This is a genomic window from Kocuria sp. KKT182, from assembly GCF_055635395.1.
In genome coordinates this window covers 144,850-167,910 of record NZ_JBVMVZ010000002.1, presented here as the reverse complement: position 1 = coordinate 167,910, position 23,061 = coordinate 144,850, and the positions used below count along the sequence as shown (strand labels likewise).

Genomic DNA, 23,061 nt, shown 5'->3' with positions numbered 1-23,061 from the left:
CGTGGTGAGCCTCCTCGGGTGAGGCTTCCCACGCTACTGAGACGCGATTGAACCTCCCGGACCGCGCCGACGACCTGCGTGTCGTGCAGCCACCGTGGTACGACGACTGGAGTCCGCTGATCTCACCACTCCACAGTGCAGTAGGGGTTCCCCCTCGCGGTGGACGGAAAACCGGGGCTTGTGCGGGTATGGGTGTGGATCAGCCCAGCACCTGCTCAACCGAATGCTTCGTCCGCGCGCCGGATGCGGTGATGAGCGCTGTGCCGGCGCATCGAGAAGAGCTACTCGGGGGCGGTCGTCGGTGAAGCGGACACACCCCAGTAGAGCTCCTGGCCATCCGAGAGGACTTTCACGCTGAACGTTTCCGGCGTCGGCTCGTCGGGGATGCCGACGTAGGTAGTCGTGGTGATCGGAGGGCGTGGGCAACTACCTCCGCCGTAGTTGCCGCTCTCGCCGCTGAGCACGATATGTGCCGAGGAGTCCTCGACTGCAGTCTCAGACTCGGTCGGCTCGCAGGCCATCGTGATGGCGTACCACCCCGGCTCGACGTCGGGGATCGAGTCGTTGGCATGGGCGCCGTCCGGGGTCGCGATGTTGGTCATGGAGAAGCCGCCTTCAGCTGGGACGGGCAGGGTGTCGGCGGTCCAGCGGGTGAGGTCAGGCTCCGGGGGTGATTCTGGTTCCGGTGACGATCCGCAGGCGGTGATGGCCAGTGTCATCGCAGTGGTCGCGGTTGCGACGGTGAACGTTCGGCTCGTCATGCCGGCCACCCTAGACGCTATGAGGCAAACCGTCGGTGATTTCTTCGAAGGAACCCCCTCGGATTCACCTGACTTCTCGACCTACCTGGTTGCGGTGAGGGTTCCTCGGTGGTTCTGCTGGTGCCTGTAGCGTCTCGATCCAAGAGTTCGAAGCGGCGAGCTCTCGGTGCACGGAACGACTGGTGCACGCGAGAGAAAGGCGATGGCCAGGACTGCAAGGACCTGTGGTGGGCCCGGGCAAATCACTTGGTCCGCCAAGATTGACTATTAACGCGTGGGCAGTCCTGTTCTGATCCGGCGGATCCTTGGGGCAGGGTGGGGATAGGAGTTGCCGGTCGCGTCCGTCGTAGCGCAGGAGGGTTGCACCCCATGATCAAGACCAAACAGGAACCGCCGCAGGATCCAAGTTGGTGGTGGAGGATGGGGCATCTTCTGGATCGTGTGTTCGATGTGGTCAGCGTCGTTCCTCTGCTGGGTTGGCTGATCAGGATCATTGGTAGGTGAGGCCGCGATGATGAGATGGCCAAGAGGGCGGCGGGTGAGTTTGCCGGCGCGGTGGGGCTGTCATGGGCGGTCTCTTGGGCTCTAGGTTGGTGCCGGGGATCAGTCGGACCGACAACGAAAGCTGTGACGCAAGTTGATGGGTGGCGCGTTCGGCGTTCCGTTGAGTCTTCAGGTTCTTTGGACCGAGCGGGCCTGGGGTGTCGAGCCGCGCTGGTGTGTCTCAGGTCTGGGTGTGCTGGGGAGAGATGGTGAGTAGGTCCCCGACCTCGCACTCGAGCGCTTGGCAGATCGCGTGCAGGGTGGAGAAGCGGATGGCTTTGGCGTGTCCGTTTTTCAGCAGGGACAGGTTCACGAGGCTGATGCCGACGCGTTTGCTGAGTTCGGTCAGGGTCATTTCCCGGGTAGCGAGCAGTGCGCTGAGGTGACAGGTGATCAGTTGTTGCTCGCGGTCCCTGGGTCGGTTCGTGCTCACACGAGGTCCTTGATGTCACGGTAGTAGTGGGTGCCGCGGGAGAGCACGGCGGTCAGCAGCAGCAGGATCAGACCGATGACGAACAGCACGGGGTTGAGGCTGTCGACGATGTAGACCCCGGGGGTGCCCACGCCGACGGCGTTGCCGCCGGCGAGCAACCCGGGCAGGGAGTGGACGGTCAGGTATTTGGCGTAGCCCTCCAGGATTGCCACGGTCATACCTGCGGTCAGGGCCAGGATCCCGGTGGCTGCCGTGGAGCGTTGCATGAACGCCCCGAAGGGCACCTGTCGGGCCAATCGGTAGCACAGCACCACGCAGGTCAGTGCGGCGATCAGGAAGCAGAAGGCACTGAGCAGGATCGAGCACCACATCAGAACTAGGGCCTGCTGGGGGGCCTCGGTGACCACTAGCCGCAGCCGCTCGGCGAACACGGTTACCGTCTGCGGGTCCAGGGAGCCGGGGGGAAGTTCGTGGGTGGTGGGGACGCTGATCTGGATATCACCTTGTGCGAGGGTGCGCAGGGGATACCCAGTGAGGAACAGGGCCAGTGCTGCGGCCAGCAGGACGGCGACGGCGCCGGACAGGGCGCCGGCCCATCGGAGGATGGACTGTGGTGTGCGTTGTTGAAGTTCCATCAGGGGACCCCTCACTTTTATGTTTATCGTTATTAACGAATATCATAATGGGGCGCATGAGGGCAGGACGGGAGGCGCCCATGCAGGGAGCCCGTCGATGCGGGCGAATGGGTGTCGGTCGCAGCCGCCCAATCTGGAGGGCAGGAGAAGCGGTTCGCGTGTCGGTCCGCTGTGGGCGTCCTGGCCTGATCGTCGTCGGCGCCTCAGTGGGACGGTGTGCGCCTGATGCCGTCACGCCAGGCGGGACATGGATCCCGCGCTCACATTTCTTAGAGCAACCGCACCTTGTGGGGCAGTGCTACTCAGCCAGCGCGACGTCCTCCGCTTTACATATGGCCGGCTACCGGACACTGCCCACGGGAACGACGTTGCAGTAGCGGTTGCTGTCAGGGGCGACGTACGGCGGCCAGGTGGCATTCGGGAAAGCGGTGCAGCGGGTCAGGCCGGCTCACCGTGCGCCAGGCCTCGTCGAATCCGGCTCGGGCAAGCCACTGGCCCATCTCTTCGGGGTGCCAGCGCCAGGCTGGTGCCACCGCGTGATCGAACGGCACCGCCGGTTGCCTCTCGCCATCGGTGCTCTGGAAGGCCAGGAGCACCACGCCGCCAGCCGGCATGCGCTGCGCCCAGGAAGCCAGCACCCCGCTAATCAGGTAGGGAGCGATGTGGATCAGGCTGAACCGGGCCAGGACACCCCGCAGTGGAGCCAGCTGATCGGTCGACTCCGAAGATTCGTTTAGGTTGGCCTCACCGCGCCGGAACGCCACCTCGGAGTGGGACCTGCGGGCGATGCCCAGCATGGCTTCTGAGGGATCGATGCCCACGACGTGAAGGCCGCGGTGGGCGAGGTCGGCGGTGACGTGCCCGGTCCCGCATCCGATGTCCACCACGGTGCCCTCGCTGTGGTGCTCCAGGACCATGTCCGCGAAGGTGGCGACCGCATGCCGTTCCAGAGGTGTCTGGAACGGGTCCGGGAAGGTGAGCTCGTACTGTTCGGCCCGTTCGTCGTAGCCGGGTTGGGTTCCCACACCGGTCAGCCTCCCACACTGCGGTATCCACCGGGCGCTTCGCCTGCCTTCGGGGTGGTGGGTCGACCATCCCTGGCTTGCTCGCGGGGCGCCGGCAGGCTCCCGACAGTCGTGCAGCATCTGCGAGGCGCGCTGCAGCGACTGGACCCATAGCCGGTCTGATGCGGCAGAGGTTCCTATCCCGGGGCAGTGCGAAGAGCTTCGAGAGGTTTAGCGGCGGCCGCGCCCGCGGCCGCCGGAGCGCCGGCGGCTGGGCGAGGAGGGCTGGTGCTTGCGCCCGGTGTGGTTGGAGCGGCCAGTCGGTTCCGGGTCGAGCAGGTGCTCGGCGCCGGCCAGCAGCGTGGCAGCTGCCAGCAGCACCCCGCCGTCGTTGCCCAGCAGGAAATCCGAATCCAGCACGAGCGTGGAGCGCTTGGCCTCCAGGTCGTTGGTGACCCCGACGGTGAACCCGGCGGCCGCCGCGGTCGCCGGGATGGTCTCGAAGCGCTCCACGGCGGTGACCTCCACCTCGGGCAGCTCCTGGCCGGTGAGCCGGTACTCCTCCAGCACCTGCCGGCCCAGGGTCAGCAGCGCGGAGATCAGGGTGTTCGGGTTGACTGGTGCGTCCTGCGGTACGGCGACCGCCAGGCGCGCGCGGGTACCGGCGGCGGTCATGCGGACCTGGGCGGCGACGGCGAAGGAATCGACGACCGGAAGGTTCTCGACGGCAGGGGAGGGCGCGGCAGCGTTCAAGGGGGCTCCAAGGGGAGAGTGGTGGGGACGAGGCCAGACTCTCACACGCCCCGACGCGGCACCCAGGCGGGGGGTGCGGCAGGGCGGGCACATGAGGTGGATCAGCTGCCCGGAAGGTGCAGGCAGTCCCTATACCCGCGCGTTGCATAAGGGGTCCTTATCTGAATGGAACGCTATTCGTCTCCCAAACGCTGTTTCAGACGTTTCATCCGCTCTTGGTATTCCCGGTCGTGCCTTTTCATCCCTCGCCACACGATGACGAACATCGCGAAAGTGGTCAGGGCATTCACCACGGTGTTCCAGGAGCTTCCGCTGACGATGGTGATGATCACGGTGGTCACAGTTAGGAGGCCGCATGCGATGGTGAGGCTTCCGCTGATCGGGGCTTTTCCGGTGATCATGATGCCTCCTGTCGGGTTTCCCTGTGGGCTTCAGGGGCGGGCGTGGGAAGTGGCGTGCCGCCGGCGGACCCAGCGTGCAGTGGCCGCTGCCGCCGCGGCGGCGCCGGCGACGACCGCTGATGCCAGCAGCGCCAACACGCTCAGGAAGACGACCGTGCCGGCGATGTCGCGTAGGGCCTGGTCGGGAGGCAGGGCCCCCGGGGTGAACCAGCCGTTGTTCCACACCAGCACCGGGGTGCCCAACAACGCGGCCAGTAGGTAGGCGGCCGGCCAGAACGCATACGTGATCACCTGTTGCCCCTCGCGCCAGCCGCGCACGAGAGCCCACGGGACGCTGAGCAGCAACGGCCCAAGCATGGCGATGAGGGGGGCACCGATCACGGCCCCTCCGCCCTTGGGGGCGGTGACAATGATCCACCACAGGACCGCGGCGAAGGCCAGCGCCAGCACCACCGCCCACACCAGGACTCGCAGACCCAACCACAGCACCGCCCTCGGCCCGGGACGCGGGGCAACTGGTTGCCGTGGGTGCTCAGGCGCGTGCTCGTTCATCAGTTGTCCTATTCGTGGATGAAGAGGGCCACCGCCGGCAGGGCTGCACTGTCCATCGGCAACGCGGGACCCTTTCACCAGTTCGGATCGGCCCGGCCACGGCGGCCGAGGACCCGGCGGCGATCCAAGCGGTGGCAAGAGGTCTCCTGGCGGGCTTCATCTGGGTGGTCCTCCTGGAGCGGGTCCTGTTCTGGGCCCCGAGCAGGGGTGACCGGAACAGGATCAAATGCGAGGCCCCCTGCAGCACCGAATGCGCCTGAAACGGCAGCAGGTGGTACCCCGTGGATGCGGTGACCGGGGTGCAGGGGGTGTTGTGGGCTCACGGTAAGAGCCCACCCCAACAGTGAGCAAGGGCGGACTACTGGGGACACGGGGAACGACAAGGGTGGGATACGGGCCCGGAGTCCCTCCTCTCCCGAGGGGTCGTCGAGGGGCAGCAAGCCGGGCCGATCCGGGGCAGATCCTCCAAAAGGCACGCCCAGGGGTGAGGCCGACGGGGCGCACGGGTGTGTCCAGGAGGCGGGGGACTGCTGTTGCCGGTTCGGGCCTTGGACGGCGTGTCGGGACTGGGCGGGGCCGGTGGTACGAGGCCGAAGGGACGGTTCGTGCCCGGGGGTGACGCCTGAGAATCCGTGGCCGGGCACGGGGTGTCGGGGGCCGCCCCTCTAGTGGGGACGCGTGCCGCGTTCACCCCATCATGTGCTTTCGCACATGATGGGGTGGGGGTGAGACGCCGTCCCACACCGGCCATTCAGGGGTTCACTGCCCGACGTGGTCGCCGGCCGGCGTACGAGGAGGGGAGAACAGGAATGACGATGCCCGCGGTGCTCCAGGTGCAAGACCTGGTGAAGTCCTACGGTCAGGGTGATGCGGGGTTCACCGCCCTGGGCGGGGTGAGTCTGGCGATCGAGGCGGGGGAGTCGGTGGCGATCGTGGGGAAGTCCGGATCGGGCAAATCCACCCTAATGCACCTGCTGGCCCTGCTGGACGCCCCGACCTCCGGTGCCGTGGCCCTGCACGGGGCGCCCACCGCCTCGATGAGCGCCCGGGAGCTGAACCGGGTCCGCAACGGCTCCTTCGGGTTCGTGTTCCAGCAGTTCTACCTCACCGCGAACCAGACGGTGCTGGAGAACGTGGTGCTGCCCCTGAAGATCGCCGGAGTGGGCGCGGCCGAACGCAAACGCCGGGGCCTGGCGGTCCTGGAGCGCCTGGAACTGGCGGAGAAGGCCCACAGCAGGGCGGCGGATCTGTCCGGAGGGCAGAAGCAGCGGGTGGCGATCGGCCGGGCGGTGGTCAACGATCCGGCGGTGATCTTCGCCGACGAGCCCACGGGGAATCTGGATTCGGCCACCGGGACGGTGGTCCAGGACATCCTCTTCGAGCTCAACCGCCAACGGGGCATCACCTTGGTGGTGGTCACCCACGACGCGGACCTGGCGGGCCGCTGCGACCGCCGGGTGCAGCTGCGCGACGGGCGGATCGTGGCGGAACCGGTCCCTGCCGTCCCCGGGCCGGGCCCCGGCGGGGTGGAGGCCGCCCCGCAGGGTGGGGCCGCCCTCGGGGTCACCGGCGGTGTCCGGTGAGGGGGCGGGACCTGGTCGGCTCCGCGGTGACCAGCACGCTGCGGGGCCGGATCCGCACGGTGCTGACCGTGGTGGCCGTGTTCATCGGCGCCTGTGCCCTGACCCTGACCTCGGGGATGGGCACCGGGGTCAACCGCTACATCGACGTCACCGTCGCCACCTTCGGTGACGCCAGCGCACTGTACGTGCAGAAGTCCCAGCCGCTGATCGAGCTGACCGCCGGGTCCGGGCCGCAAAAATACGATCCGGACTCCACCCAGATCGCCACCGGGTTCGGAGTTTCCTTCGTGGGCCTGTCGGACCAGGACGTCGCCACCATCGAGGGGATCGACGGGGTGGGGGAAGTGGCACCGGTCTACAACGTGGTCCCCACCTATCTGCAAGCCGGGCAGGAGAGGTTCCAGCTGACCCTGGGCATCCCGGTCGACTCCGAAGGAGTGCAGATGGCCTCCGGGTCGGTCGCGGCCGAGGGTGCGGACGAACTGGCGATCCCCGACACCTGGGTCACCGATCTTGGCTTCGGCTCGCCCCAGGAGGCCGTCGGGGCCACCGTGCAGGTCGTGATGACCAACAAAGCCGGGCAACAGCAGGAATTCGACGCCCGCGTCTCCGGGGTGACCCAGGCCAGCCTGGCCGGGGTGTCCAGGAACCCCATCCCCTCGACTTCCTTCAACGAACGCCTCTACGCCTACCAGGTCAGCGGCAGCCCCGAGGAGGTCCCGGTCAGTTACATCATGGCCCGGGCCATCATGGACGACGCGGGCCGGGCCGGAGTGATCCAGGCCCAGCTGGAGGAGGCCGGGATGATCGGGCTGACCGTCGAGGACCAGCTGGGCATGTTCCGGACCGTCATCAACGCCATCATCTGGATCCTCAACGCGTGCGCGATCATCGCCCTGATCGCTGCCGGACTGGGCATCGTCAACACGCTGCTGATGTCCGTTCAGGAACGCACCCGCGAGATCGGGCTGATGAAAGCCATGGGCATGAGCGGGCCCAAGGTCTTCGGCCTGTTCTCCCTGGAAGCCGTATTCATCGGGCTGCTGGGGGCGGTGCTCGGGGCGGCCACCGGGGTAGCCGCCGGCACCTACCTGACCCAGACCCTGGCCGAGGGCTTCCTGGCCGGGCTGCCCGGGCTGTCCCTGTTCACCTTCCAAGCCCCGAGAATCGCCGTGATCGTGGCGGCCGTCCTGACCATCGCCTTCGCCGCCGGCACGATCCCGGCCGTGCGCGCCGCCCGGAAAGACCCCATCACCGCCCTGCGCCACGAATGACCACACCCACCGGCGGCACTGCTGCCGGCACAGCGAAAGACCACCGGCCATGAGCACCCCACCAGAGAACCCGGACAACCCCGGCCGCCCTGACGAGCCCGCCCGCGGTGGACCGCCCCGCTACGCCCCGCCCGGAGGGCACGACCGTGCGCGGGACGGTCACGGGCAGCAGCACGACCCTGCGCCGGCGCCACGACAACTCAAACGGCTGCTGGGTCTGACCGTGGCCTCCGGCGCCCTCTATGCGGCCCTCGGGGTCGTCGTCACGGTCATCTACACCACGATGGACTTCACCGCGCTGTACCAGCGCATGGGTGTGCCGGCCGAGGACGCCCGCCAGGTCGGGACCATGGTCGAGCAGATGCGCGGGATCTCAATCGCCTCCGGGGTGATCGCGGTCGTGGTGCTGCTGGGCCTGTACGCCACCGCCTACGTCTTCCTGCGCAAGGGCGCGAACTGGGCTCGGATCACCGGCACCGTGCTGGCGATCCTGAGCTCCCTGGGCTTCCTGGGCAACCTCTTCGGGTTCTGGCTCTACGGGCAGTGGGCGATCGTACTGATCACCATCGGGATCGCCTTCATCGCGGTCAACATCGCCTGGCTGGTGACCGCCTTCCGGGCCCCGCTGCGCGCCTGGTTCACCGCCCAGCGCTACACCCGGTGACACTGGCCTACCCGTCGGCGGTCACCGGGACACCGGTAGGGACGAAGCAGCCCCTGTGCGGTGGCCGCAACCCCGGCTGAGCATGGCCCGCCTCCACCCCCTCACGACGACGACAGGGACGCACCATGGCAGTCGAAACACGACCCACCACCGGCACACCCGGCCCGTGGTTCCGCACCCTGTGCGGGGCCATCACCCTGGGGCTGAGCCTGGTGTGCGTGCTCTCGTCCCTGCCGTACCTGACCACCACCTCCGGCAGCGAGCAACTGACCATCTGGGGGTTCTTCCTCTGGGGGGCCGGGCTGGCCGTCGGCGGGGCGTGGCTGATCCGCGGCCGGTCCAAGGGCCGGGACATCGTCTTCGTCCGGGACCGCCGACGCCTGCTGACCGTCGCGGCCCTGACCGTCGTGGTCGTCGGCATGGCGATCTTCTTCGCGACCCTGCCCGCCGAAGAGGGCGACACCTTCGACGCCTCTCTGGCGTACCGGACGATGTTCGCCAACCTCTTCGCGACCCTGCCGTTCCTGCTCTTCGACCGGGAGGGCCACCAGCAGTCCACCACCCCGATGCCGCAGGATCCCGCCGGGCGGCAGAGGGTGAAGCGGCGGATCGGGTTGCTGGTCATCGCCGGGGTACTGGCTTGGCCGGCCGGGGTGGCGCTGGGGGAGCTGGTGCACCCGTGGTTCGAGGAGATCCTGCCCCGCCTGGGCACCGGACTGCTGGCCGCGGCCGCCGTGCTGGGCTACCGGCTGCGGAAATCCCGGGCACAGGGAACCGGCCCGGACGCGTCCCCGGGCCGGTAGGACGTGAGCCCGGCCATGGCTACGGTGAGCCCACGACCCTGGGGGAGATCAGTCGATGTTCGTGGCACCGGGAACCGGTGAGGGGCCCGCCCCGAAGAAGGACCGGAAGTGGCTGTGGGGGCTGGGCGCGTGGCTGTTCTGGTTCATCATTGCCGACGAGCTGGTCGAGGCCGTACTGGCCTGGTTGGTGGCCACCGGCGGGTACGGGTTCTCCAACGCGATCATCGGACTGCTCACCCTGGGCGGGTGCTTCATCGGCATCCAACGGCTGCACGTCAAACACCGGCGCCTGGAGACCGAGGGCGACCCCGACCCGCTACCGGCACCCTACGACTACCAGACCCAGGCCCAGGGCGGAGTCTTCGCGGGCTGGGCGTTCGGGATCATCACCTGGGTCGCCACCGTCGCGTGGCTGATCTTCGTCGGGGTGGGTGCGGCGATGACGTTCTGGCCGATACTCGGGACGACGATCCTGTGGGTCGGGCGGATGGAGATGGCCCACGCGCGCGTCATGGACGCCCGCCGCGGTCAGCCGCCGGCACCTGTCGACCACGACTGAGCGAGGAAGGCCGAGGGTGCCCCAGACACCCGAACCACCTGAAGGCCCCGAGCCCCGGCTTTACATATGGCCGGCTACCGGCCATCAAACCAGTTCAGATGACCTGACCTACGGTGCATCAGTCCCGAAGGAGTATTACCAGGCTGACTTCCACGACGGCTCCGTCGGGGAGGCTCGTCACGCCAACGGCGGCCCGTGACGGACGACCGCTTTCTCCGAAGGCGGCCAGCAGCTCGTCGGAGGCTCCGTCGAGCACGGCAGGGTGGGCGGTGAACTCCGGCACTGCCGCCACGTATCCGGTCATGGACACCACGCGCTCGACACGGTGGAGGCCGCCCAGGTGGTGGGCGAGACTGGCAAGGCAGTTCCGCACGGCCAGCCGAGCACAGCCGCGGGCGTCTTCAGGGGTAGGTCCCTCCGATATGCCAATCATTCCTCGATGAACAAGAGTTCCCTGCACCGCGTGGGTGTGACCGGCGGTGAACACCAGTAGCCCGGCTTCTGTGACCGGCACGTAGGCGCCGGCGGGTGTGGGCGTGGGTGGGAGCGTCCGAAGGTAGGCATCATGGTCGGTGCGGGCGCGGCCCTGGGTGGATGGCTGAGTAGGTGGAAGATCAGGAATCACGGGATTCTCCTTATCATCAAATTATTGTCGACGATCAGACACTATGGGAAGATGAGACATGCCTAACATCCAGAGGTTCGTTCCCGAAGGCCCCGAGCCTGATCGCGTCATCGGCGTGGTCAATCCCTATGACATGGCGTTGGACCGGGAGCTGTGGCGCTGGATGCCCGACAACGTCTCTTTGGCTGTTGCCCGGACCCCCCACCACCCCATGGTGGTGGACGAGATTATGGCAAGTGCTCTCGGTGACGACGCCGAGATCCGCTCCACCGCCCGGTGCCTCACCGCAGTCGAGCCGGAGGCTGTGGTCTTCGCCTGCACGTCCGGGAGCTTCGTCAATGGGATCGAGGGGGCGCGGAAGATTTCCGCGGCCATCAGGGAGGAGACTCGTGCCCCCGCGGTGACCACGTCCGAGGCCCTGCTCGAGGCGTTGGACGTCCTGGGGATCACCCGGCTGGCCATCGCCACGCCCTACGTCCCCAAGTTGACGGAGCGGCTCGAGGACTTTTTGGCCGCCGACGGGCGCACCGTCGTGGGGACTGCGGGCCTGGGCCTGGACCGCCTGATCTGGCACGTGCCCTACAACGTCACTGCCGATCTCGTGCGCCAGGCCGACCACCCGGATGCGGAGGCCGTGTTCGTCTCCTGCACCAACCTGCCCACCTTCCATATCATCGCGGCCCTTGAGGAGGAGCTCGGTAAGCCCGTGTTGACCGCGAACCAGGTCACCGCGTGGGCGGGCCTGCGACGGCTTGGGCTGCCCTTGGTGACCCAGGATCAGCGCCTGGGTGAGGTGGGGCGCGCCGCCTGAGGCGGAGTGGCCCGACCAACGATGACGGATGGAAGACGACGACGACGCCCCTGAGGTGGGGCGTCGTCGTCGTCGAAACCGCTCAGCGTCTCGCTTAGTGACTGAACAGGGCACCGAGCCCCTCGGCGCGGGCTGGGTGGCCGGCTAGACGGAGCCCCTGCCAGGCGGTGACCTGGTTGGCGGTCAGCACGGGCACACCGAGGGTTTCCTCGAGCCGGGGTAGCGCGGCGACCGTATGCAGCGCCGTGTCCGGGATGAGCAGGCACTCCGCGCCGGTCAGATCGGCGGCGCGGGCGGTCTCCAGCACCCATTCCTCGTCCAGCAGGCCCGCGTCTTCGCCGCTGGGAACGTCGTAGGTGGACAGGGCGGTGACCGTGATCCCGTCCTGCTCGAGGAGCCGTGCGAAGTGCGAGGCGACGTCCTCCGGGTAGGTCGCGGCCACCGCGACTCTGCTCAGCCCCAAGTGGTGCACCGCCTGGACGAAGGCCAGGGAGGTGGAGGAGGACGGGACACCGGCGGCTTCCTGGACCCACCCCGCCTGTTCGCGGCACCCCTCCGACCCGTAGACGAAGCTGCCCGAGGTGCACGCCCACATCGCCGCGTCGGGAGAGAGGCTCCGGGCCTTTTCGGCGGACGGCACCAGGTTGGCTCGTGAGCCTAGCGCCAGCAACGCCTCGACGTCGTGGTCGGTGCTGCCCTCCCAGGTGTGGATCACGGGGAAGGAGGTGTCCGGGATGAGCTCTTCAAGGGCGGGGAACTCGTCCTCCGCGCTGTGGCCAGGGTAGAGGATGACGACGGTGTGCATGATGATGGAGACCCTTTCGTGGTGTGTTGCACGTCTCACGAAAAAGCTTACAGTTGGATTGTAGACAATCATAGGGTGCCGTTTCGTGGTGCCTCTGCCTTCGACCGAACGGGGACGATCCATGAGCCGATACATCACCATCACCTTGGAGAAGCGGGGCGTCACCGCCCGGGCGCGCTTGCTCGACGATGAGGCGCCGCGCACCGCTGAGGCGGTGTGGCAGGCCCTGCCCCAGTCGGGGCAGGTGTTCCACGGCAAGTTCGCGCGCAACGAGATCTACGCGCTCGTTCCCGCCTTCGCCGCGGAAGAGCCCGGTCCGGAGAATCAGACGATCACTCCGATCACTGGGGACCTGTGTTACTTCACGTTCGAGGGTGTACTCGACAATCCCGCCTACGGGTACGAGGCCTCGGCGGGGACCTCTGAGAACCGCTTGCTCATCGATCTGGCCGTCTTCTATGGGCGGAACAACCTTTTGGTGAATGGCGACGTGGGATGGGTGCCGGGCAACGTCTTCGCGACGATCGAGGAGGGGATGGAGGAGTTCGCCGCCGCGTGCCAGGACGTCTGGATGGGCGGTGCGCGCGGGGAGACGCTCAGCTTCGCCCGCGCCGAGACGGTCTGACTCGAAGCCCTGCGTCGGCGGGGCGGGGTGTCCCCGGAAGATTCATTAACGTAGGATTGTAAACAATCAGGCACTTGCCTGCTTGGTTCCGAATCCCAGGACACGAGGTCAATGACGACGACAACCGCACTTTCTGTCCCCGCCGAGCTCTCGGCCAACCCGCTTGACGACGCCCTCAGCCAGCTGAAGGCCGCCGTCGAGACCCTTTCCTACGGGCCGGGCCAGCACCAGATGCTGGCCCGGCCTCGTCGCGAGATGTCGGTGAGTATCCCGCTCCGGCGTGATGACGGCACCGTGGACGTGTTCACGGGGCACCGGGTGCAGCACAACTTCTCCCGCGGACCGGCGAAAGGAGGGGTGCGGTTCAGCCCCCACGTGACGCTGGACGAGGTGCGTGCGCTTGCCATGTGGATGACGTGGAAGTGCGCCCTGCTGGACGTCCCGTACGGCGGGGCCAAGGGTGGAGTCACCATCGACCCCCGGAACTACTCCCCGGCGGAGCTGGAGCGGGTCACCCGTCGGTACACGAGTGAGATCCTGCCGATCATCGGTCCGGAACGAGACATCCCCGCCCCGGACATCGGCACGGACGAGCGCACGATGGCGTGGATGATGGACACCTATTCCACCAGTGTGGGCTTCACCGTGCCCTCTGTCGTCACGGGCAAGCCGGTCAGCCTGGGTGGGTCGCTGGGCCGCTCTTCGGCCACGTCCAAAGGCGTGGTGCACATCGCCCTGGCCGCCCTGGCCCACCGCGGCCTGCGGCCACACGGGAGCACCGCCGCGGTCCAGGGCTTCGGCAAGGTCGGGGCGGGCGCGGCCGAGTTCCTGGCCGAGGCCGGGGTGCGGGTGGTGGCCGTGGGGGACCAGTACGGAGCGGTCCACGCGGCCAGCGGGCTGGACGTCCCGCGCCTGCTGGCGCATGCGGAGCGGACGGGGTCGGTCATCGGTTTCGAGGGAGCTGATGCGATCGGCTCCGATGAGCTGTTGGAGCTCGACGTCGATCTGCTGATCCCCGCCGCAGTGGAGGGCGTGCTGCACGAGGGCAACGCGCACCGTGTGCGGGCAGGCATCGTCGTGGAGGGAGCCAACGGTCCGACGACGGCCGCGGCCGACCGGCAGCTGCACACCCAGGGCGTCCTGGTGGTCCCGGACATCCTCGCTAACGCGGGAGGCGTCATCGTCTCCTACTTCGAGTGGGTCCAGGGCAACCAGGCCTATTGGTGGACGGCCGACGAGGTGGACGAGAGGCTTGAGCGCCGCATGCTCCAGGGGTGGACGAGTGTCCTCGAGACCGCGCGCCGCCGTGAGGTCACGCTGCGCGAGGCCGCCACCCTGACCGCCGTTCAGCGCGTGGCCGAGGCGCACACCACCCGGGGCCTCTATCCCTGATCGGCTGGTAGGCCGAGTGTGGCCTGCCGAGTCGGCGAGCAGCTACGTCCTGGTCAAGTAAGTGCGTAATCCGACCTACACCTCAAGGACCACTCCGTATCGGCACGCCATGGCATGGCGCGATGCTTGTCTCCGGCAAGCTGGGAGCGGAGGTTGGCATCGCCGAGAACCGGCGCGCCACCGAGATCATCTCCGCTCAACCGCCTGACGACCCCTGTCCCAGCGCCCCAGCTCCCTCGAACGGATCAGCTCGATCGTGAACCTAACGGTGCGCATCACCTCGGCCGGGGAAGTCCGCGACCGGTCCTCACTGGCCAAGGAGGTCTCCGGCGGCTGGAGGAGGTTTTCGGCGTGGCCGGCAGGGACACACGTGCTGTGTTCAGGGTCTACGAGCTCCCGCTCAGGGTCGCGGTCGAGCGACCATGATGGTTGAGGCGTGCTCGGCGGTTCAACGTGAAGGAGCGGGGCCGGGAGGATTCCCGGCCCCGCTCCCGTTTCATCTTTCTGCGCGCTCTACTGTCATCCGGTCCGCGCGGGGATATTAACTCCCGCGCCTCAGGCCCGGCGCACGTAACCCAGCTGCTTGTCCACCTGGTTGACCAGCTCCTCGCCGATACACCAGCGAGTGAGGTTCTGTACGAATTGGTCCGCCAGCGTGTTTCGCCAACCGACGACGTCCCCGCTCATGTGCGCGGACACATGCACGTTGTCCATCTGCCAGAACGGATGCTCGACAGGCAACGGCTCTTCATCGAAGACATCCAGCGACGCGGCTGCAATCTGGCCCTCTCGCAGGGCCTGGACCAGGGCCGGCTCGTCAACCAACGCGCCCCGGCCCACGTTCACCACATGGGCGGTGGGCTTCATCCGGGCCAGCACATCCGCGCCGAGCAGGCCGCGGGTGTCCTCTGTCAGGGGAGCGATGAGCACGAGGTGGTCCGCCCATCCGGCGTGCTCTGCCAGCTCCGCGCTGGGGACAACGGTCCCGAAGTCCGCGTCCTCCCCCCGCGCGGTGCGCCCGGCACCTCGCACCTCCAGGCCGAGGGTGCGCAACAGCCGGGCCGTGGCACGCCCGATCCCGCCCGTACCGACCACGAGCGCGTTTTGCCCCGCGCTACGCCTTACCTCGCGATGCTGCCAGACAGACCGGCGCTGAAGCTCCTTGCTGGTGTGCAGCTGCTTGTCGTGGGCGAGCACCGAGGCCAGGACGAATTCCGCGATGGGCCCGTCGAAGGCGCCGTGGGCGTTGGTGACTTGGACGGAGGACTCCCGCAGCTCGTCGAAGAGCAGGGAGTCCACGCCCGCGGCGGCCACGTGGACCCACTCCAGGGAGTCGGCGTAAGACCAGGCGTCACGCAAGGCTGGGGAGAAAAAGTCCCAGACGAACAAGACCTGGGCCCCGGGCAGGGCCCCAGAAAGACCCTCCGCATCAGCCCACACCACATCGGCGTGATCCTCGAAATCCAAGGCGTTGTAGGGGGCGCTCGTGCCGGGTGCCGTGAGGACGACAATTTTCGGGCGACGCTGAGAGGGCTGGGACTGCGCTGTCTCTTCCATGGGCCCACTGTAAGACCCCGGAAGATTGTTGACAATAAGTCGATCTGTTGGGAAGAATGTGAGCCATGACATCTCTGAGCCCCGTACTCAAGCAGGCGACCCCCGTGGTCGTGGACCACGCCCTGGGCAGCTGGATCTATGGCACTGACGGCCGGGACTACCTGGACTTCACCACCGGCATCGGTGTCACCAGCACCGGTCACTGTCACCCCAAGGTGGTGGCGGCTGCTCGGGAGCAGGTTGGCAAGATCATTCACGCCCAGTACACGACCGTGATGCACCAGCCTTTGCTACAGCTCACCGAGAAGCTCGGCGAGGTGCTTCCGGAGGGGCTGGACTCCGTGTTCTACGCCAACTCCGGCTCCGAAGCCGTCGAGGCCGCCATCCGTCTGGCGCGCATGGCCACGGCCCGGCCGAACATCGTCGTCTTCCAGGGTGGTTTTCACGGTCGCACCGTGGCCGCAGCCTCCCTCACCACGGCCGGCACGAAGTTCTCGGCCGGATACGCGCCGCTGATGGCCGGGGTGCACATGTCGGCGTTCCCCTACGCCTACCGCTACGGCTGGGACGAGGAGACCGCGGTGGCTTTCGCCCTCCAGGAGCTGGACTACCTGTTGAAGACCCGCACCGCGCCCAACGACACGGCGGCCTTCCTGATCGAGCCCGCCCTGGGCGACGGCGGCTACCTGCCGACCCCGCCAGCCTTCATGGAGGGGTTGCGGGAGCGGGCCGACCGGTACGGCATCCAGTTGATCTTCGACGAGGTGCAGGCCGGCGTCGGGCGCACGGGCAAGTTCTGGGGCCACCAGCACTCCACCGCCACTCCGGACATCATCATCACGGCCAAGGGCGTCGCCTCCGGCTTCCCCATCTCGGCCATCGCCGCCTCCACCGAGACCATGTCCAAGGCCTGGCCGGGCTCCCAGGGCGGCACCTACGGCGGCAACGCGGTCTCCGCCGCCGCCGGCGTGGCCACCCTCGAGGTGGTCAAGGAGGAGGGTCTAGTGGAGAACTCGCGGGTGCGCGGCGAACAGCTGCAGGCCGGACTGATCCAGATCCAGGAGCGCTTCCCCGTGATCGGCAACGTCCGCGGCCTCGGCCTGATGCAGGGCATCGAGTTCACCGCCCAGGACGGCACCCCGGACGCCGCAACGGCCGCGGCCGTCCAGCAGGCCACCACGGAGCAGGAACTGCTTACCCTCACCTGTGGGCCGGAGGGCAACGTGGTGCGCCTCATCCCCGCCCTCGTGGTCACCGAAGAGGAAGTTTCCCTTGGGCTGGAGCGCTTCGAGGCCGCTGTGGCCGCTGTGGTCGGTGCTGTCCCTGCGGGCACGACGGGAGCCTGAAAGCACGCATGAGCGAAGCCACCGTTCCCGCCCTCCCCGACGTCGTAGCCTCTGGCACGGCAGCTACTGCCGCCCGCAGGGAGGCCGCCGTCGACCCCGCTGTGCTGGGCCTCCTCGCCGCGGCGGGGGTAGCGGCGGACTCCTCGCCGCGCCGGCTGGCCGAGTACGCCTATGACGCCTCCAACTATCGGGTGCCCCCGCTGGCCGTGGTGTTCCCGCGCACCGTGGAGGAGGTGCTGGCCGCGGTGGCGGCCTGCCGGGAGACCGGTACTGCGCTGATCGGTCGCGGCGGGGGCACGTCCATGGCCGGCAACGCCGTGGGCCCCGGGGTGGTGCTGGATTTCTCCCGCTACCTCAACCGCATTCACGGCATCGACGAGGCCTCGGGCACCGTGGACGTGGACCCGGGCGTGGTCCTGTCGGACCTCACTCGGGAGGTGGAGCGCGCCACCGGCAACCGTTCCACCTTCGCTCCGGACCCCTCCTCGAAGAACCGTGCGACCGTGGGCGGGGCCATTGGCAACGACGCGTGCGGCAACCACTCCGTGCGCTACGGTCGCACTTCCGACCATGTGGTGGAGATCGACGTTGTCACCACCGACGGCGCGCGGCTGACGGCCACCACCACGGGTCTGCGCGCCACCGATCCGTCCGACGACGCGTCGGCCGCCCGTGCGGCCGAGCTGACGGAGTCGCTGATGCGGCTGGCGCGGGAGAACCTCGCCGCCTTCCGCGTCGAGCTCGGCCGGATCCAGCGGCAGGTCTCCGGGTACCACCTGGAGAACCTGCTGCCGGAGAAGAAGTTCAACATGGCCCGCGCGCTGGTGGGCTCGGAGGGCACCTGCGCCGTGGTGGTCCGCGCCCGGATGAAGCTCGTGCCCAAACCTGCCAGCGCGCTGCTGGTGTGCCTGGGCTACGAGGACGTCGTGGAGGCCGCACGGGACATCACCACCATCCTCGAGTTCTCGCCGGCGGCGGTGGAGGGCACCGACGAGGCCATCGTGGAGACCATGCGGTTCCGGCGCGGAGCGGGCTCCGTGCTGGGCCTGCCCGCCGGACGGGCCTGGTTGTTCGTGGATCTCGACGGATCCGAGCCCGAGGCGGTGGCCGCCGAGGCCGACCGCCTGCTGACGAGGCTGGCCGAGAACGGCCGGCTCGTGGAGGGTCGGGCCGTGCCCGACCTCGTGGAGCGCGCCTCGCTGTGGCGCGTGCGCGAGGACGGGGCGGGTTTGTCGTCCCGGCTGGCCAGCGGCGGGGAGTCCTGGCCCGGTTGGGAGGACTCCGCCGTGGCCCCGGAGGACCTCGCGGACTACCTCGCGGACCTGCGCGTCCTGCTGGCCGAACACGACCTGGACGGGGTGATGTACGGCCACTTCGGCGCCGGGTGCATGCACATCCGCATCACCTTCGACCTGCGCACCGACGCCGGGCGAGAAGTCTTCCGCCGCTTCACCCACGAGGCCGCCAAGCTCGTGGTCCGCCACGGCGGGTCGCTGTCCGGCGAGCACGGGGACGGGCGCGCCCGCTCGGAACTGCTGCCGATCATGTACTCCCCGACGGTGCTCGCCGCCTTCGCCCGGTACCGCCGCCTGTGGGACCCCTCCGGGATCCTCAACCCCGGCTCGATGACGGCCCCGGACCCCATGGACGCCCACCTGGCACTGGAGGGCATCCCGGCGCGGGAGTGGCGCACAAGCTTCGATCTGCGCCCGGTCGGCAGCCACGGCGGCGGATCGCTGGTGGAGACCGACGACCCGGCCACCGCCCATGGCGCGGGCACCGACCCGTGGGTCCACGCCGTCCAGGGCTGCATCGGCGTGGGCCGCTGCCGCGCGGACACCGGCGGGGTCATGTGCCCCAGCTACCGGGCCACCCGGGACGAGAAGGACTCCACCCGCGGCCGGGCGCGGGTGCTCCAGGACATGGTCCGTGGTGCGGCCACCGTGCAGAAGGGCTGGCGATCGGAGGAGGTGCGGGAGGCCTTGGACCTGTGCCTGTCCTGCAAGGCCTGCGCCACCGACTGCCCGGCCGGGGTGGACATGGCCACCTACAAGTCTGAGTTCTTCGACCACTACTACCAGGGCCGACTCCGCCCGATCTCACACTTCTCCCTGGGCTGGCTGCCGCGCTGGCTCAAGCTCACCGGGCGGATCGCCCCGCTGGTCAACGCGGTACTGGCCACGCCCCTGGCCAAGGTCGCCGCCGTCGTGGGTGGGCTCACCACTAAGCGCACCATGCCGCGCTTCGCCGGGGCGAGAGAGTGGCGCCGGGAGGTCACGGCCGCCGGCGCGCAGCAGCCGGGCGCCGGTACCGCGCTGCTGTTCGTGGACACCTTCACCCGGGGCTTCCGCCCCGAGGTGGCCGGTGCCGCCGCCCGCGTGCTCGCCGACTCCGGGGAGACCGTGGAGTGCTCCGCTGATGCCTGCTGCGGACTCACCTGGATCTCCACCGGCCAGCTGGGCACCGCCAAGAAGCTGCTGGCCCGGGCCGCGGAGACGCTCGACGACGGCACGGACCGCCCGATCGTGGTCGTGGAGCCCAGCTGCGCCGCGGCCCTGGCCAAGGACCTGCCCGAGCTCGTCCCCACGGAACAGGCGCGGCGGGTCGCCGCCCGGGTGCGCAGCTTCGCGGCGCACACGGCCGAGCGCGCCGCAGACGGGTGGACCCCGTCCCCGGCCCGCCCCGTGCCCGAGCAGGTGGTGCTGCAGACCCACTGCCACGAATACTCGGTGTTCGGTGCGGCCGGCCAGCGTGCCGCGCTCACCGCCGCGGGCGTAACCGACGTGGTCGACGCCACCGGCTGCTGCGGCGTGGCCGGCAACTTCGGCTTCGAGAAACAGCACTACGACGTCAGCATGCAGGTCGCCGAGAACGCCCTGGCACCGGCCCTGCGCGGCACGGGGGCCGAGACCGCCGTGCTCACCGACGGTTTCTCCTGCGCCATGCAGATCAACCAACTCGACGCCACCAGACCGGGCCTGCACCTGGCCCAGATCCTGGACCCGGGCCCGCCGCAGCCGGCCGCCTCCGACCGAACCCGCTCCACGACCCAGAAAGAGGACACCCCATGACCACCAACGTCAACGCCTCCCGCACCTCCCAGCAGGCCCTCGACGCCGTCGGCAAGGTCAGCACCGGCCTGTTCATCGACGGCCGGTGGTGCGAGGCGGCTTCCGGCAAGCGCTTCGACGTCGTCAACCCGGCCACGGAGGAGGTCGTGGCCACGGTCGCCGACGGCGGCCCCGAGGACGCCCAGCGCGCCATCGAGACGGCCGGCCGTGTGCAGAAGGACTGGGCGAAGACCCCGCCCCGGGTGCGCAGCGAGATCCTGCGCCGCGCCTACGACATCATCATGGACCGCCAGGACGAGCTCGCCCTGATCATGACCACGGAGATGGGCAAACCCTTCGCCGAGGCGAAGGGCGAGGTCGCCTACGCCGCCGAGTTCTTCCGCTGGTTCTCCGAGGAGGCCGTGCGCATCGGCGGCGACCAGACCACCACCGGCGACGGCAAGAACCGCATCCTCGTCTCCAAGGAACCGGTGGGCCCGTGCGTGCTGGTCACCCCCTGGAACTTCCCGCTGGCCATGGGCACCCGCAAGATCGGCCCCGCCATCGCCGCCGGCTGCACCATGGTGTTCAAGCCCGCCAACCTCACCCCGCTGTCCTCCCTCGCCCTGGTGGACATCCTCGTGGAGGCAGGCCTCCCCGAGGGCGTGCTCAACGTCATCTGCACCTCCAAGGCCTCCTCCGTGGTCGGCCCGTGGATGTCCAGCGGCATCGCCCGCAAGATCAGCTTCACCGGGTCCACCGAGGTGGGCGTGCGCCTGCTCGAGCAGGCCGCCCAGCACGTGATGCGCTCCTCCATGGAGCTCGGCGGCAACGCCCCGTTCGTGGTGTTCGAGGACGCGGACCTGGACCGTGCCGTGGAAGGCGCCGTCGCCGCGAAGATGCGCAACATGGGCGAGGCCTGCACCGCCGCGAACCGCCTGTTCGTCCAGCGCCCGGTCGCCGAGGAGTTCTCCCAGCGGCTCGCCGCGCGCCTGGGCTCGCTGTCCGTCGGCGACGGCGCGCAGGACGGCACCGACGTCGGCCCCCTCGTCGAGGAAAAGGCCCTGGCCAAGGTGCAGGAGCTGGTGGACGACGCGGTGTCCAAGGGCGCCACGGTCGTCTGCGGCGGGTCCCGTCCGGACGGGCCCGGATACTTCTACTCGCCGACCGTCCTGTCCGACGTGGACCCCACCGCGCAACTCATGAACGAGGAAATCTTCGGCCCCGTGGCCCCCGTGATCCCGTTCGACACGGAGGAGGAGGTCGTCCGCATGGCCAACGACACCCCGTGGGGCCTGGTGGGCTACCTCTTCACCCAAGACATCGACCGCGGCTTCCGGGTGGGCGACGCCCTCGAGGTCGGCATGCTCGGGCTCAACACGGGCATCGTCTCCAACCCCGCGGCACCCTTCGGCGGCATCAAGGCCTCCGGGCTCGGCCGCGAAGGCGGCCGCGTCGGCATCGAGGAATTCCTCGAGACCAAGTACATGGCCGTTCCCCGCGGCTGACGCAACGGCCCGGTGCGCCGGGCCCCGCACGCGCGGGTGCTCCTCGCCCGACTGTCCTGGCCGGGCAAGGAGCACCCGTGCGTTTCGGGTACGACTGGATGTGTTCTCGTCTGCCCTCTGCCCTCTGCCCTCTGCCCGGTGCCCACCCGTGGGTGACTCAGGGGCGGGCGGATGGGTCGGTCGGTGTCGACTGGGCCAGGACCGGCTCCGGAGAGTCCCGGACGTGAGTGGTGCTCTTCTATCAGCCCTCGGAGGGACTCAGGCGGCCGATGGCGTCCTCCATGTGATCCAGGAGCAGCCGATCGGCGCGCTCCACGTCGGATCGTCCGATCGCCTCGGCGATGCCCCGGTGCTCGTCCAGCCGGAAGATGTGGGAGTTGTACCGGCTCTCCAGCGCGGTGATGCACATACGGGTCTCCACCATGAGCGTGGTGTGCATCCGGGAAAGCCGGGCACTGCCGGCAAGGGCCACGAGCAGCGCGTGGAACTCCACGTCCGCCTCGGTGAGCGCGTCCGTGTCATTCTGCGCGACCGCAGCCGTCATCGTCCGCACCACCTCGAGGAGTCGTTCACCCGCGTGCTCAGCGTTGATCTGGATGACCCGTGTCGCGGCCGCCCGCTCCACGGCGGTGCGGGCCAGGTACATGTCCCGCACATCGTCGTCCGTCACCTCGATGACGAACACGCCCCGGTTCCTGATGCTGACCAGCAGACCCTCCTGGGTGAGTCGCTGCATGGCCTCCCGCAGGGGCCCGCGGCTCACACCCAGGCGGCGGCTGAGCTCGGCCTCGTTCAGCTGCTGACCGGGCACCAGGTCGCCCTCGCCGATGGCCCGGCGCAATTGCCGTGCGATGAGGGCAGGCGTCGTCTCCTGGACCACCGGTTGAAGTATGGGGCTGGTCATGGTGCCTCCGACCATAGGTAACCGTGCTGGACAAAAATATTGTTCACAATCATATCCCGAAGCGGACTAGAGCGAGGGCTGCACTGTGTCCCGATTTCGCTTCCCCTGCGGTGCTCCGCGCCTTCTGATGACCCGCTGGGCACCTTGACATTCCCCGTGCCCACCGCCTGGGACCTGCTCCGATACGCACGTCCGGGTGCCAGTTATGGGCAACCCTGCGGAGGAAGGGTATCGAGACTGCGGTAGCGGTCTCCAGGCTTATCCTCAACGGCTCCGGAGCCGGACCCACACCCCGCGGCGCGCCTCATGCCTTCTCCTTGTTGCCTAGCTCACATCAACACCATATGCTTCTTGTAGACAATCGTACGACGGGGGATGGTGATCACGTGTTTCCCAGTGCGCTCCCCGATGTGCCCATCCTGGACCGCTCGTTCACTGCTGACCGTGCGGCCGAGGTCCGGGGGGCAGTCAGC

The 23,061-nt window shown here is 68.5% G+C and carries 23 protein-coding genes; 12 read left to right on the top strand and 11 right to left on the bottom strand.

What is annotated here, in order from left to right; all coding sequences use genetic code 11:
• Nucleotides 1–281: 281 nt before the first annotated feature.
• A complete protein-coding gene (locus ACZ2G1_RS19025) occupies nt 282–761 on the bottom strand; it encodes a hypothetical protein (protein WP_470377811.1) in 480 nt (159 codons plus the stop codon).
• 369 nt (nt 762–1,130) lie between these two features.
• On the opposite strand from ACZ2G1_RS19025, the gene ACZ2G1_RS19020 reads away from it, so the two are divergent.
• Nucleotides 1,131–1,265 carry a hypothetical protein gene (locus tag ACZ2G1_RS19020; RefSeq protein WP_255662490.1) on the top strand — a complete coding sequence of 45 codons (135 nt, stop codon included), beginning with the start codon at nt 1,131–1,133 and terminating at the stop codon, nt 1,263–1,265.
• A 220-nt stretch (nt 1,266–1,485) separates the two neighbouring features.
• Here the strand turns inward: ACZ2G1_RS19020 and ACZ2G1_RS19015 are convergent, their stop codons facing one another.
• The 6 genes from ACZ2G1_RS19015 to ACZ2G1_RS18990 form a co-directional block, all read right to left on the bottom strand.
• Complete coding sequence (locus ACZ2G1_RS19015; RefSeq protein ID WP_229587097.1) at nt 1,486–1,737, bottom strand: helix-turn-helix domain-containing protein; 252 nt, start codon at nt 1,735–1,737, stop codon at nt 1,486–1,488.
• A complete protein-coding gene (locus tag ACZ2G1_RS19010; protein ID WP_229587098.1) occupies nt 1,734–2,372 on the bottom strand; it encodes a hypothetical protein in 639 nt (212 codons plus the stop codon). The genes ACZ2G1_RS19015 and ACZ2G1_RS19010 overlap by 4 nt, the downstream gene beginning before the upstream one ends.
• A gap of 386 nt (nt 2,373–2,758) precedes the next feature.
• Nucleotides 2,759–3,397 (bottom strand): class I SAM-dependent DNA methyltransferase, encoded by a 639-nt coding sequence (locus ACZ2G1_RS19005; RefSeq protein ID WP_470377810.1) that lies wholly within the window; start codon nt 3,395–3,397, stop codon nt 2,759–2,761.
• A gap of 210 nt (nt 3,398–3,607) precedes the next feature.
• Nucleotides 3,608–4,129: a hypothetical protein gene (locus ACZ2G1_RS19000; RefSeq protein ID WP_470377809.1), complete on the bottom strand. Its 522-nt coding sequence runs from the start codon at nt 4,127–4,129 to the stop codon at nt 3,608–3,610.
• A 173-nt stretch (nt 4,130–4,302) separates the two neighbouring features.
• A complete protein-coding gene (locus ACZ2G1_RS18995; protein ID WP_470377808.1) occupies nt 4,303–4,530 on the bottom strand; it encodes a hypothetical protein in 228 nt (75 codons plus the stop codon).
• A gap of 30 nt (nt 4,531–4,560) precedes the next feature.
• Nucleotides 4,561–5,010, bottom strand: a complete 450-nt coding sequence (locus ACZ2G1_RS18990; RefSeq protein ID WP_470377807.1) for a hypothetical protein — start codon at nt 5,008–5,010, stop codon at nt 4,561–4,563.
• Between the two features lie 881 nt (nt 5,011–5,891).
• Between ACZ2G1_RS18990 and ACZ2G1_RS18985 the strand changes: the two genes are divergently transcribed.
• The 5 genes from ACZ2G1_RS18985 (at nt 5,892) to ACZ2G1_RS18965 (ending at nt 9,965) form a co-directional block, all read left to right on the top strand.
• Entirely contained in the window at nt 5,892–6,665 is a 774-nt protein-coding gene (locus tag ACZ2G1_RS18985) for an ABC transporter ATP-binding protein (protein ID WP_470377806.1), read from the top strand.
• A gap of 26 nt (nt 6,666–6,691) precedes the next feature.
• On the top strand, nt 6,692–7,939 hold the full coding sequence (locus ACZ2G1_RS18980) for an ABC transporter permease (protein ID WP_470377805.1): 1,248 nt from the start codon (nt 6,692–6,694) through the stop codon (nt 7,937–7,939).
• Nucleotides 7,940–7,988: 49 nt separating this feature from the next.
• The gene (locus ACZ2G1_RS18975) at nt 7,989–8,603 is read left to right on the top strand and encodes a hypothetical protein (RefSeq protein ID WP_470377804.1); all 615 of its coding nucleotides are present in this window, start codon (nt 7,989–7,991) and stop codon (nt 8,601–8,603) included.
• A gap of 125 nt (nt 8,604–8,728) precedes the next feature.
• Nucleotides 8,729–9,406 carry a hypothetical protein gene (locus ACZ2G1_RS18970; RefSeq protein WP_470377803.1) on the top strand — a complete coding sequence of 226 codons (678 nt, stop codon included), beginning with the start codon at nt 8,729–8,731 and terminating at the stop codon, nt 9,404–9,406.
• Between the two features lie 55 nt (nt 9,407–9,461).
• On the top strand, nt 9,462–9,965 hold the full coding sequence (locus tag ACZ2G1_RS18965; RefSeq protein ID WP_470377802.1) for a hypothetical protein: 504 nt from the start codon (nt 9,462–9,464) through the stop codon (nt 9,963–9,965).
• Nucleotides 9,966–10,083: 118 nt separating this feature from the next.
• On the opposite strand, the gene ACZ2G1_RS18960 is transcribed toward ACZ2G1_RS18965, so the two are convergent.
• Nucleotides 10,084–10,590, bottom strand: a complete 507-nt coding sequence (locus ACZ2G1_RS18960; protein ID WP_219931179.1) for a RidA family protein — start codon at nt 10,588–10,590, stop codon at nt 10,084–10,086.
• A 58-nt stretch (nt 10,591–10,648) separates the two neighbouring features.
• Between ACZ2G1_RS18960 and ACZ2G1_RS18955 the strand changes: the two genes are divergently transcribed.
• Complete coding sequence (locus ACZ2G1_RS18955; protein WP_109244444.1) at nt 10,649–11,401, top strand: maleate cis-trans isomerase family protein; 753 nt, start codon at nt 10,649–10,651, stop codon at nt 11,399–11,401.
• Nucleotides 11,402–11,495: 94 nt separating this feature from the next.
• Here the strand turns inward: ACZ2G1_RS18955 and ACZ2G1_RS18950 are convergent, their stop codons facing one another.
• Nucleotides 11,496–12,206 (bottom strand): maleate cis-trans isomerase family protein, encoded by a 711-nt coding sequence (locus tag ACZ2G1_RS18950; protein WP_470377801.1) that lies wholly within the window; start codon nt 12,204–12,206, stop codon nt 11,496–11,498.
• A gap of 121 nt (nt 12,207–12,327) precedes the next feature.
• Here ACZ2G1_RS18950 and ACZ2G1_RS18945 point away from each other — a divergent pair, with 121 nt between their 5' ends.
• Both ACZ2G1_RS18945 and ACZ2G1_RS18940 read left to right on the top strand, forming a co-directional pair.
• Entirely contained in the window at nt 12,328–12,831 is a 504-nt protein-coding gene (locus tag ACZ2G1_RS18945) for a DUF3830 family protein (protein WP_017831931.1), read from the top strand.
• A gap of 111 nt (nt 12,832–12,942) precedes the next feature.
• Nucleotides 12,943–14,223 (top strand): Glu/Leu/Phe/Val family dehydrogenase, encoded by a 1,281-nt coding sequence (locus ACZ2G1_RS18940; protein WP_109244442.1) that lies wholly within the window; start codon nt 12,943–12,945, stop codon nt 14,221–14,223.
• A gap of 555 nt (nt 14,224–14,778) precedes the next feature.
• Here the strand turns inward: ACZ2G1_RS18940 and ACZ2G1_RS18935 are convergent.
• Nucleotides 14,779–15,780: a D-2-hydroxyacid dehydrogenase gene (locus ACZ2G1_RS18935; protein ID WP_470377800.1), complete on the bottom strand. Its 1,002-nt coding sequence runs from the start codon at nt 15,778–15,780 to the stop codon at nt 14,779–14,781.
• Between the two features lie 65 nt (nt 15,781–15,845).
• Between ACZ2G1_RS18935 and ACZ2G1_RS18930 the strand changes: the two genes are divergently transcribed.
• The 3 genes from ACZ2G1_RS18930 to ACZ2G1_RS18920 are packed head-to-tail and all read left to right on the top strand — an operon-like array spanning nt 15,846 to nt 21,684.
• The gene (locus ACZ2G1_RS18930) at nt 15,846–17,126 is read left to right on the top strand and encodes an aspartate aminotransferase family protein (protein WP_229587022.1); all 1,281 of its coding nucleotides are present in this window, start codon (nt 15,846–15,848) and stop codon (nt 17,124–17,126) included.
• Nucleotides 17,127–17,134: 8 nt separating this feature from the next.
• Complete coding sequence (locus tag ACZ2G1_RS18925; RefSeq protein ID WP_470377799.1) at nt 17,135–20,197, top strand: FAD-binding and (Fe-S)-binding domain-containing protein; 3,063 nt, start codon at nt 17,135–17,137, stop codon at nt 20,195–20,197.
• Nucleotides 20,194–21,684: an NAD-dependent succinate-semialdehyde dehydrogenase gene (locus ACZ2G1_RS18920; protein ID WP_470377798.1), complete on the top strand. Its 1,491-nt coding sequence runs from the start codon at nt 20,194–20,196 to the stop codon at nt 21,682–21,684. Before ACZ2G1_RS18925 ends, ACZ2G1_RS18920 begins: the two co-directional genes overlap by 4 nt.
• A gap of 241 nt (nt 21,685–21,925) precedes the next feature.
• Here the strand turns inward: ACZ2G1_RS18920 and ACZ2G1_RS18915 are convergent, their stop codons facing one another.
• Entirely contained in the window at nt 21,926–22,588 is a 663-nt protein-coding gene (locus ACZ2G1_RS18915; protein WP_229587019.1) for a GntR family transcriptional regulator, read from the bottom strand.
• Nucleotides 22,589–23,061 lie beyond the last annotated feature (473 nt).

Excerpts from the sequence above, each read along its gene's own strand:
- ACZ2G1_RS19025 (WP_470377811.1), bottom strand. The coding sequence starts at position 761 with ATGACGAGCCGAACGTTCACCGTCGCAACCGCGACCACTGCGATGACA.
- ACZ2G1_RS19020 (WP_255662490.1), top strand. The coding sequence starts at position 1,131 with ATGATCAAGACCAAACAGGAACCGCCGCAGGATCCAAGTTGGTGGTGG.
- ACZ2G1_RS19010 (WP_229587098.1), bottom strand. The coding sequence starts at position 2,372 with ATGGAACTTCAACAACGCACACCACAGTCCATCCTCCGATGGGCCGGC.
- ACZ2G1_RS18995 (WP_470377808.1), bottom strand. The coding sequence starts at position 4,530 with ATGATCACCGGAAAAGCCCCGATCAGCGGAAGCCTCACCATCGCATGC.
- ACZ2G1_RS18985 (WP_470377806.1), top strand. The coding sequence starts at position 5,892 with ATGACGATGCCCGCGGTGCTCCAGGTGCAAGACCTGGTGAAGTCCTAC.
- ACZ2G1_RS18975 (WP_470377804.1), top strand. The coding sequence starts at position 7,989 with ATGAGCACCCCACCAGAGAACCCGGACAACCCCGGCCGCCCTGACGAG.
- ACZ2G1_RS18970 (WP_470377803.1), top strand. The coding sequence starts at position 8,729 with ATGGCAGTCGAAACACGACCCACCACCGGCACACCCGGCCCGTGGTTC.
- ACZ2G1_RS18965 (WP_470377802.1), top strand. The coding sequence starts at position 9,462 with ATGTTCGTGGCACCGGGAACCGGTGAGGGGCCCGCCCCGAAGAAGGAC.
- ACZ2G1_RS18955 (WP_109244444.1), top strand. The coding sequence starts at position 10,649 with ATGCCTAACATCCAGAGGTTCGTTCCCGAAGGCCCCGAGCCTGATCGC.
- ACZ2G1_RS18950 (WP_470377801.1), bottom strand. The coding sequence starts at position 12,206 with ATGCACACCGTCGTCATCCTCTACCCTGGCCACAGCGCGGAGGACGAG.
- ACZ2G1_RS18945 (WP_017831931.1), top strand. The coding sequence starts at position 12,328 with ATGAGCCGATACATCACCATCACCTTGGAGAAGCGGGGCGTCACCGCC.
- ACZ2G1_RS18940 (WP_109244442.1), top strand. The coding sequence starts at position 12,943 with ATGACGACGACAACCGCACTTTCTGTCCCCGCCGAGCTCTCGGCCAAC.
- ACZ2G1_RS18935 (WP_470377800.1), bottom strand. The coding sequence starts at position 15,780 with ATGGAAGAGACAGCGCAGTCCCAGCCCTCTCAGCGTCGCCCGAAAATT.
- ACZ2G1_RS18930 (WP_229587022.1), top strand. The coding sequence starts at position 15,846 with ATGACATCTCTGAGCCCCGTACTCAAGCAGGCGACCCCCGTGGTCGTG.
- ACZ2G1_RS18925 (WP_470377799.1), top strand. The coding sequence starts at position 17,135 with ATGAGCGAAGCCACCGTTCCCGCCCTCCCCGACGTCGTAGCCTCTGGC.
- ACZ2G1_RS18920 (WP_470377798.1), top strand. The coding sequence starts at position 20,194 with ATGACCACCAACGTCAACGCCTCCCGCACCTCCCAGCAGGCCCTCGAC.
- ACZ2G1_RS18915 (WP_229587019.1), bottom strand. The coding sequence starts at position 22,588 with ATGACCAGCCCCATACTTCAACCGGTGGTCCAGGAGACGACGCCTGCC.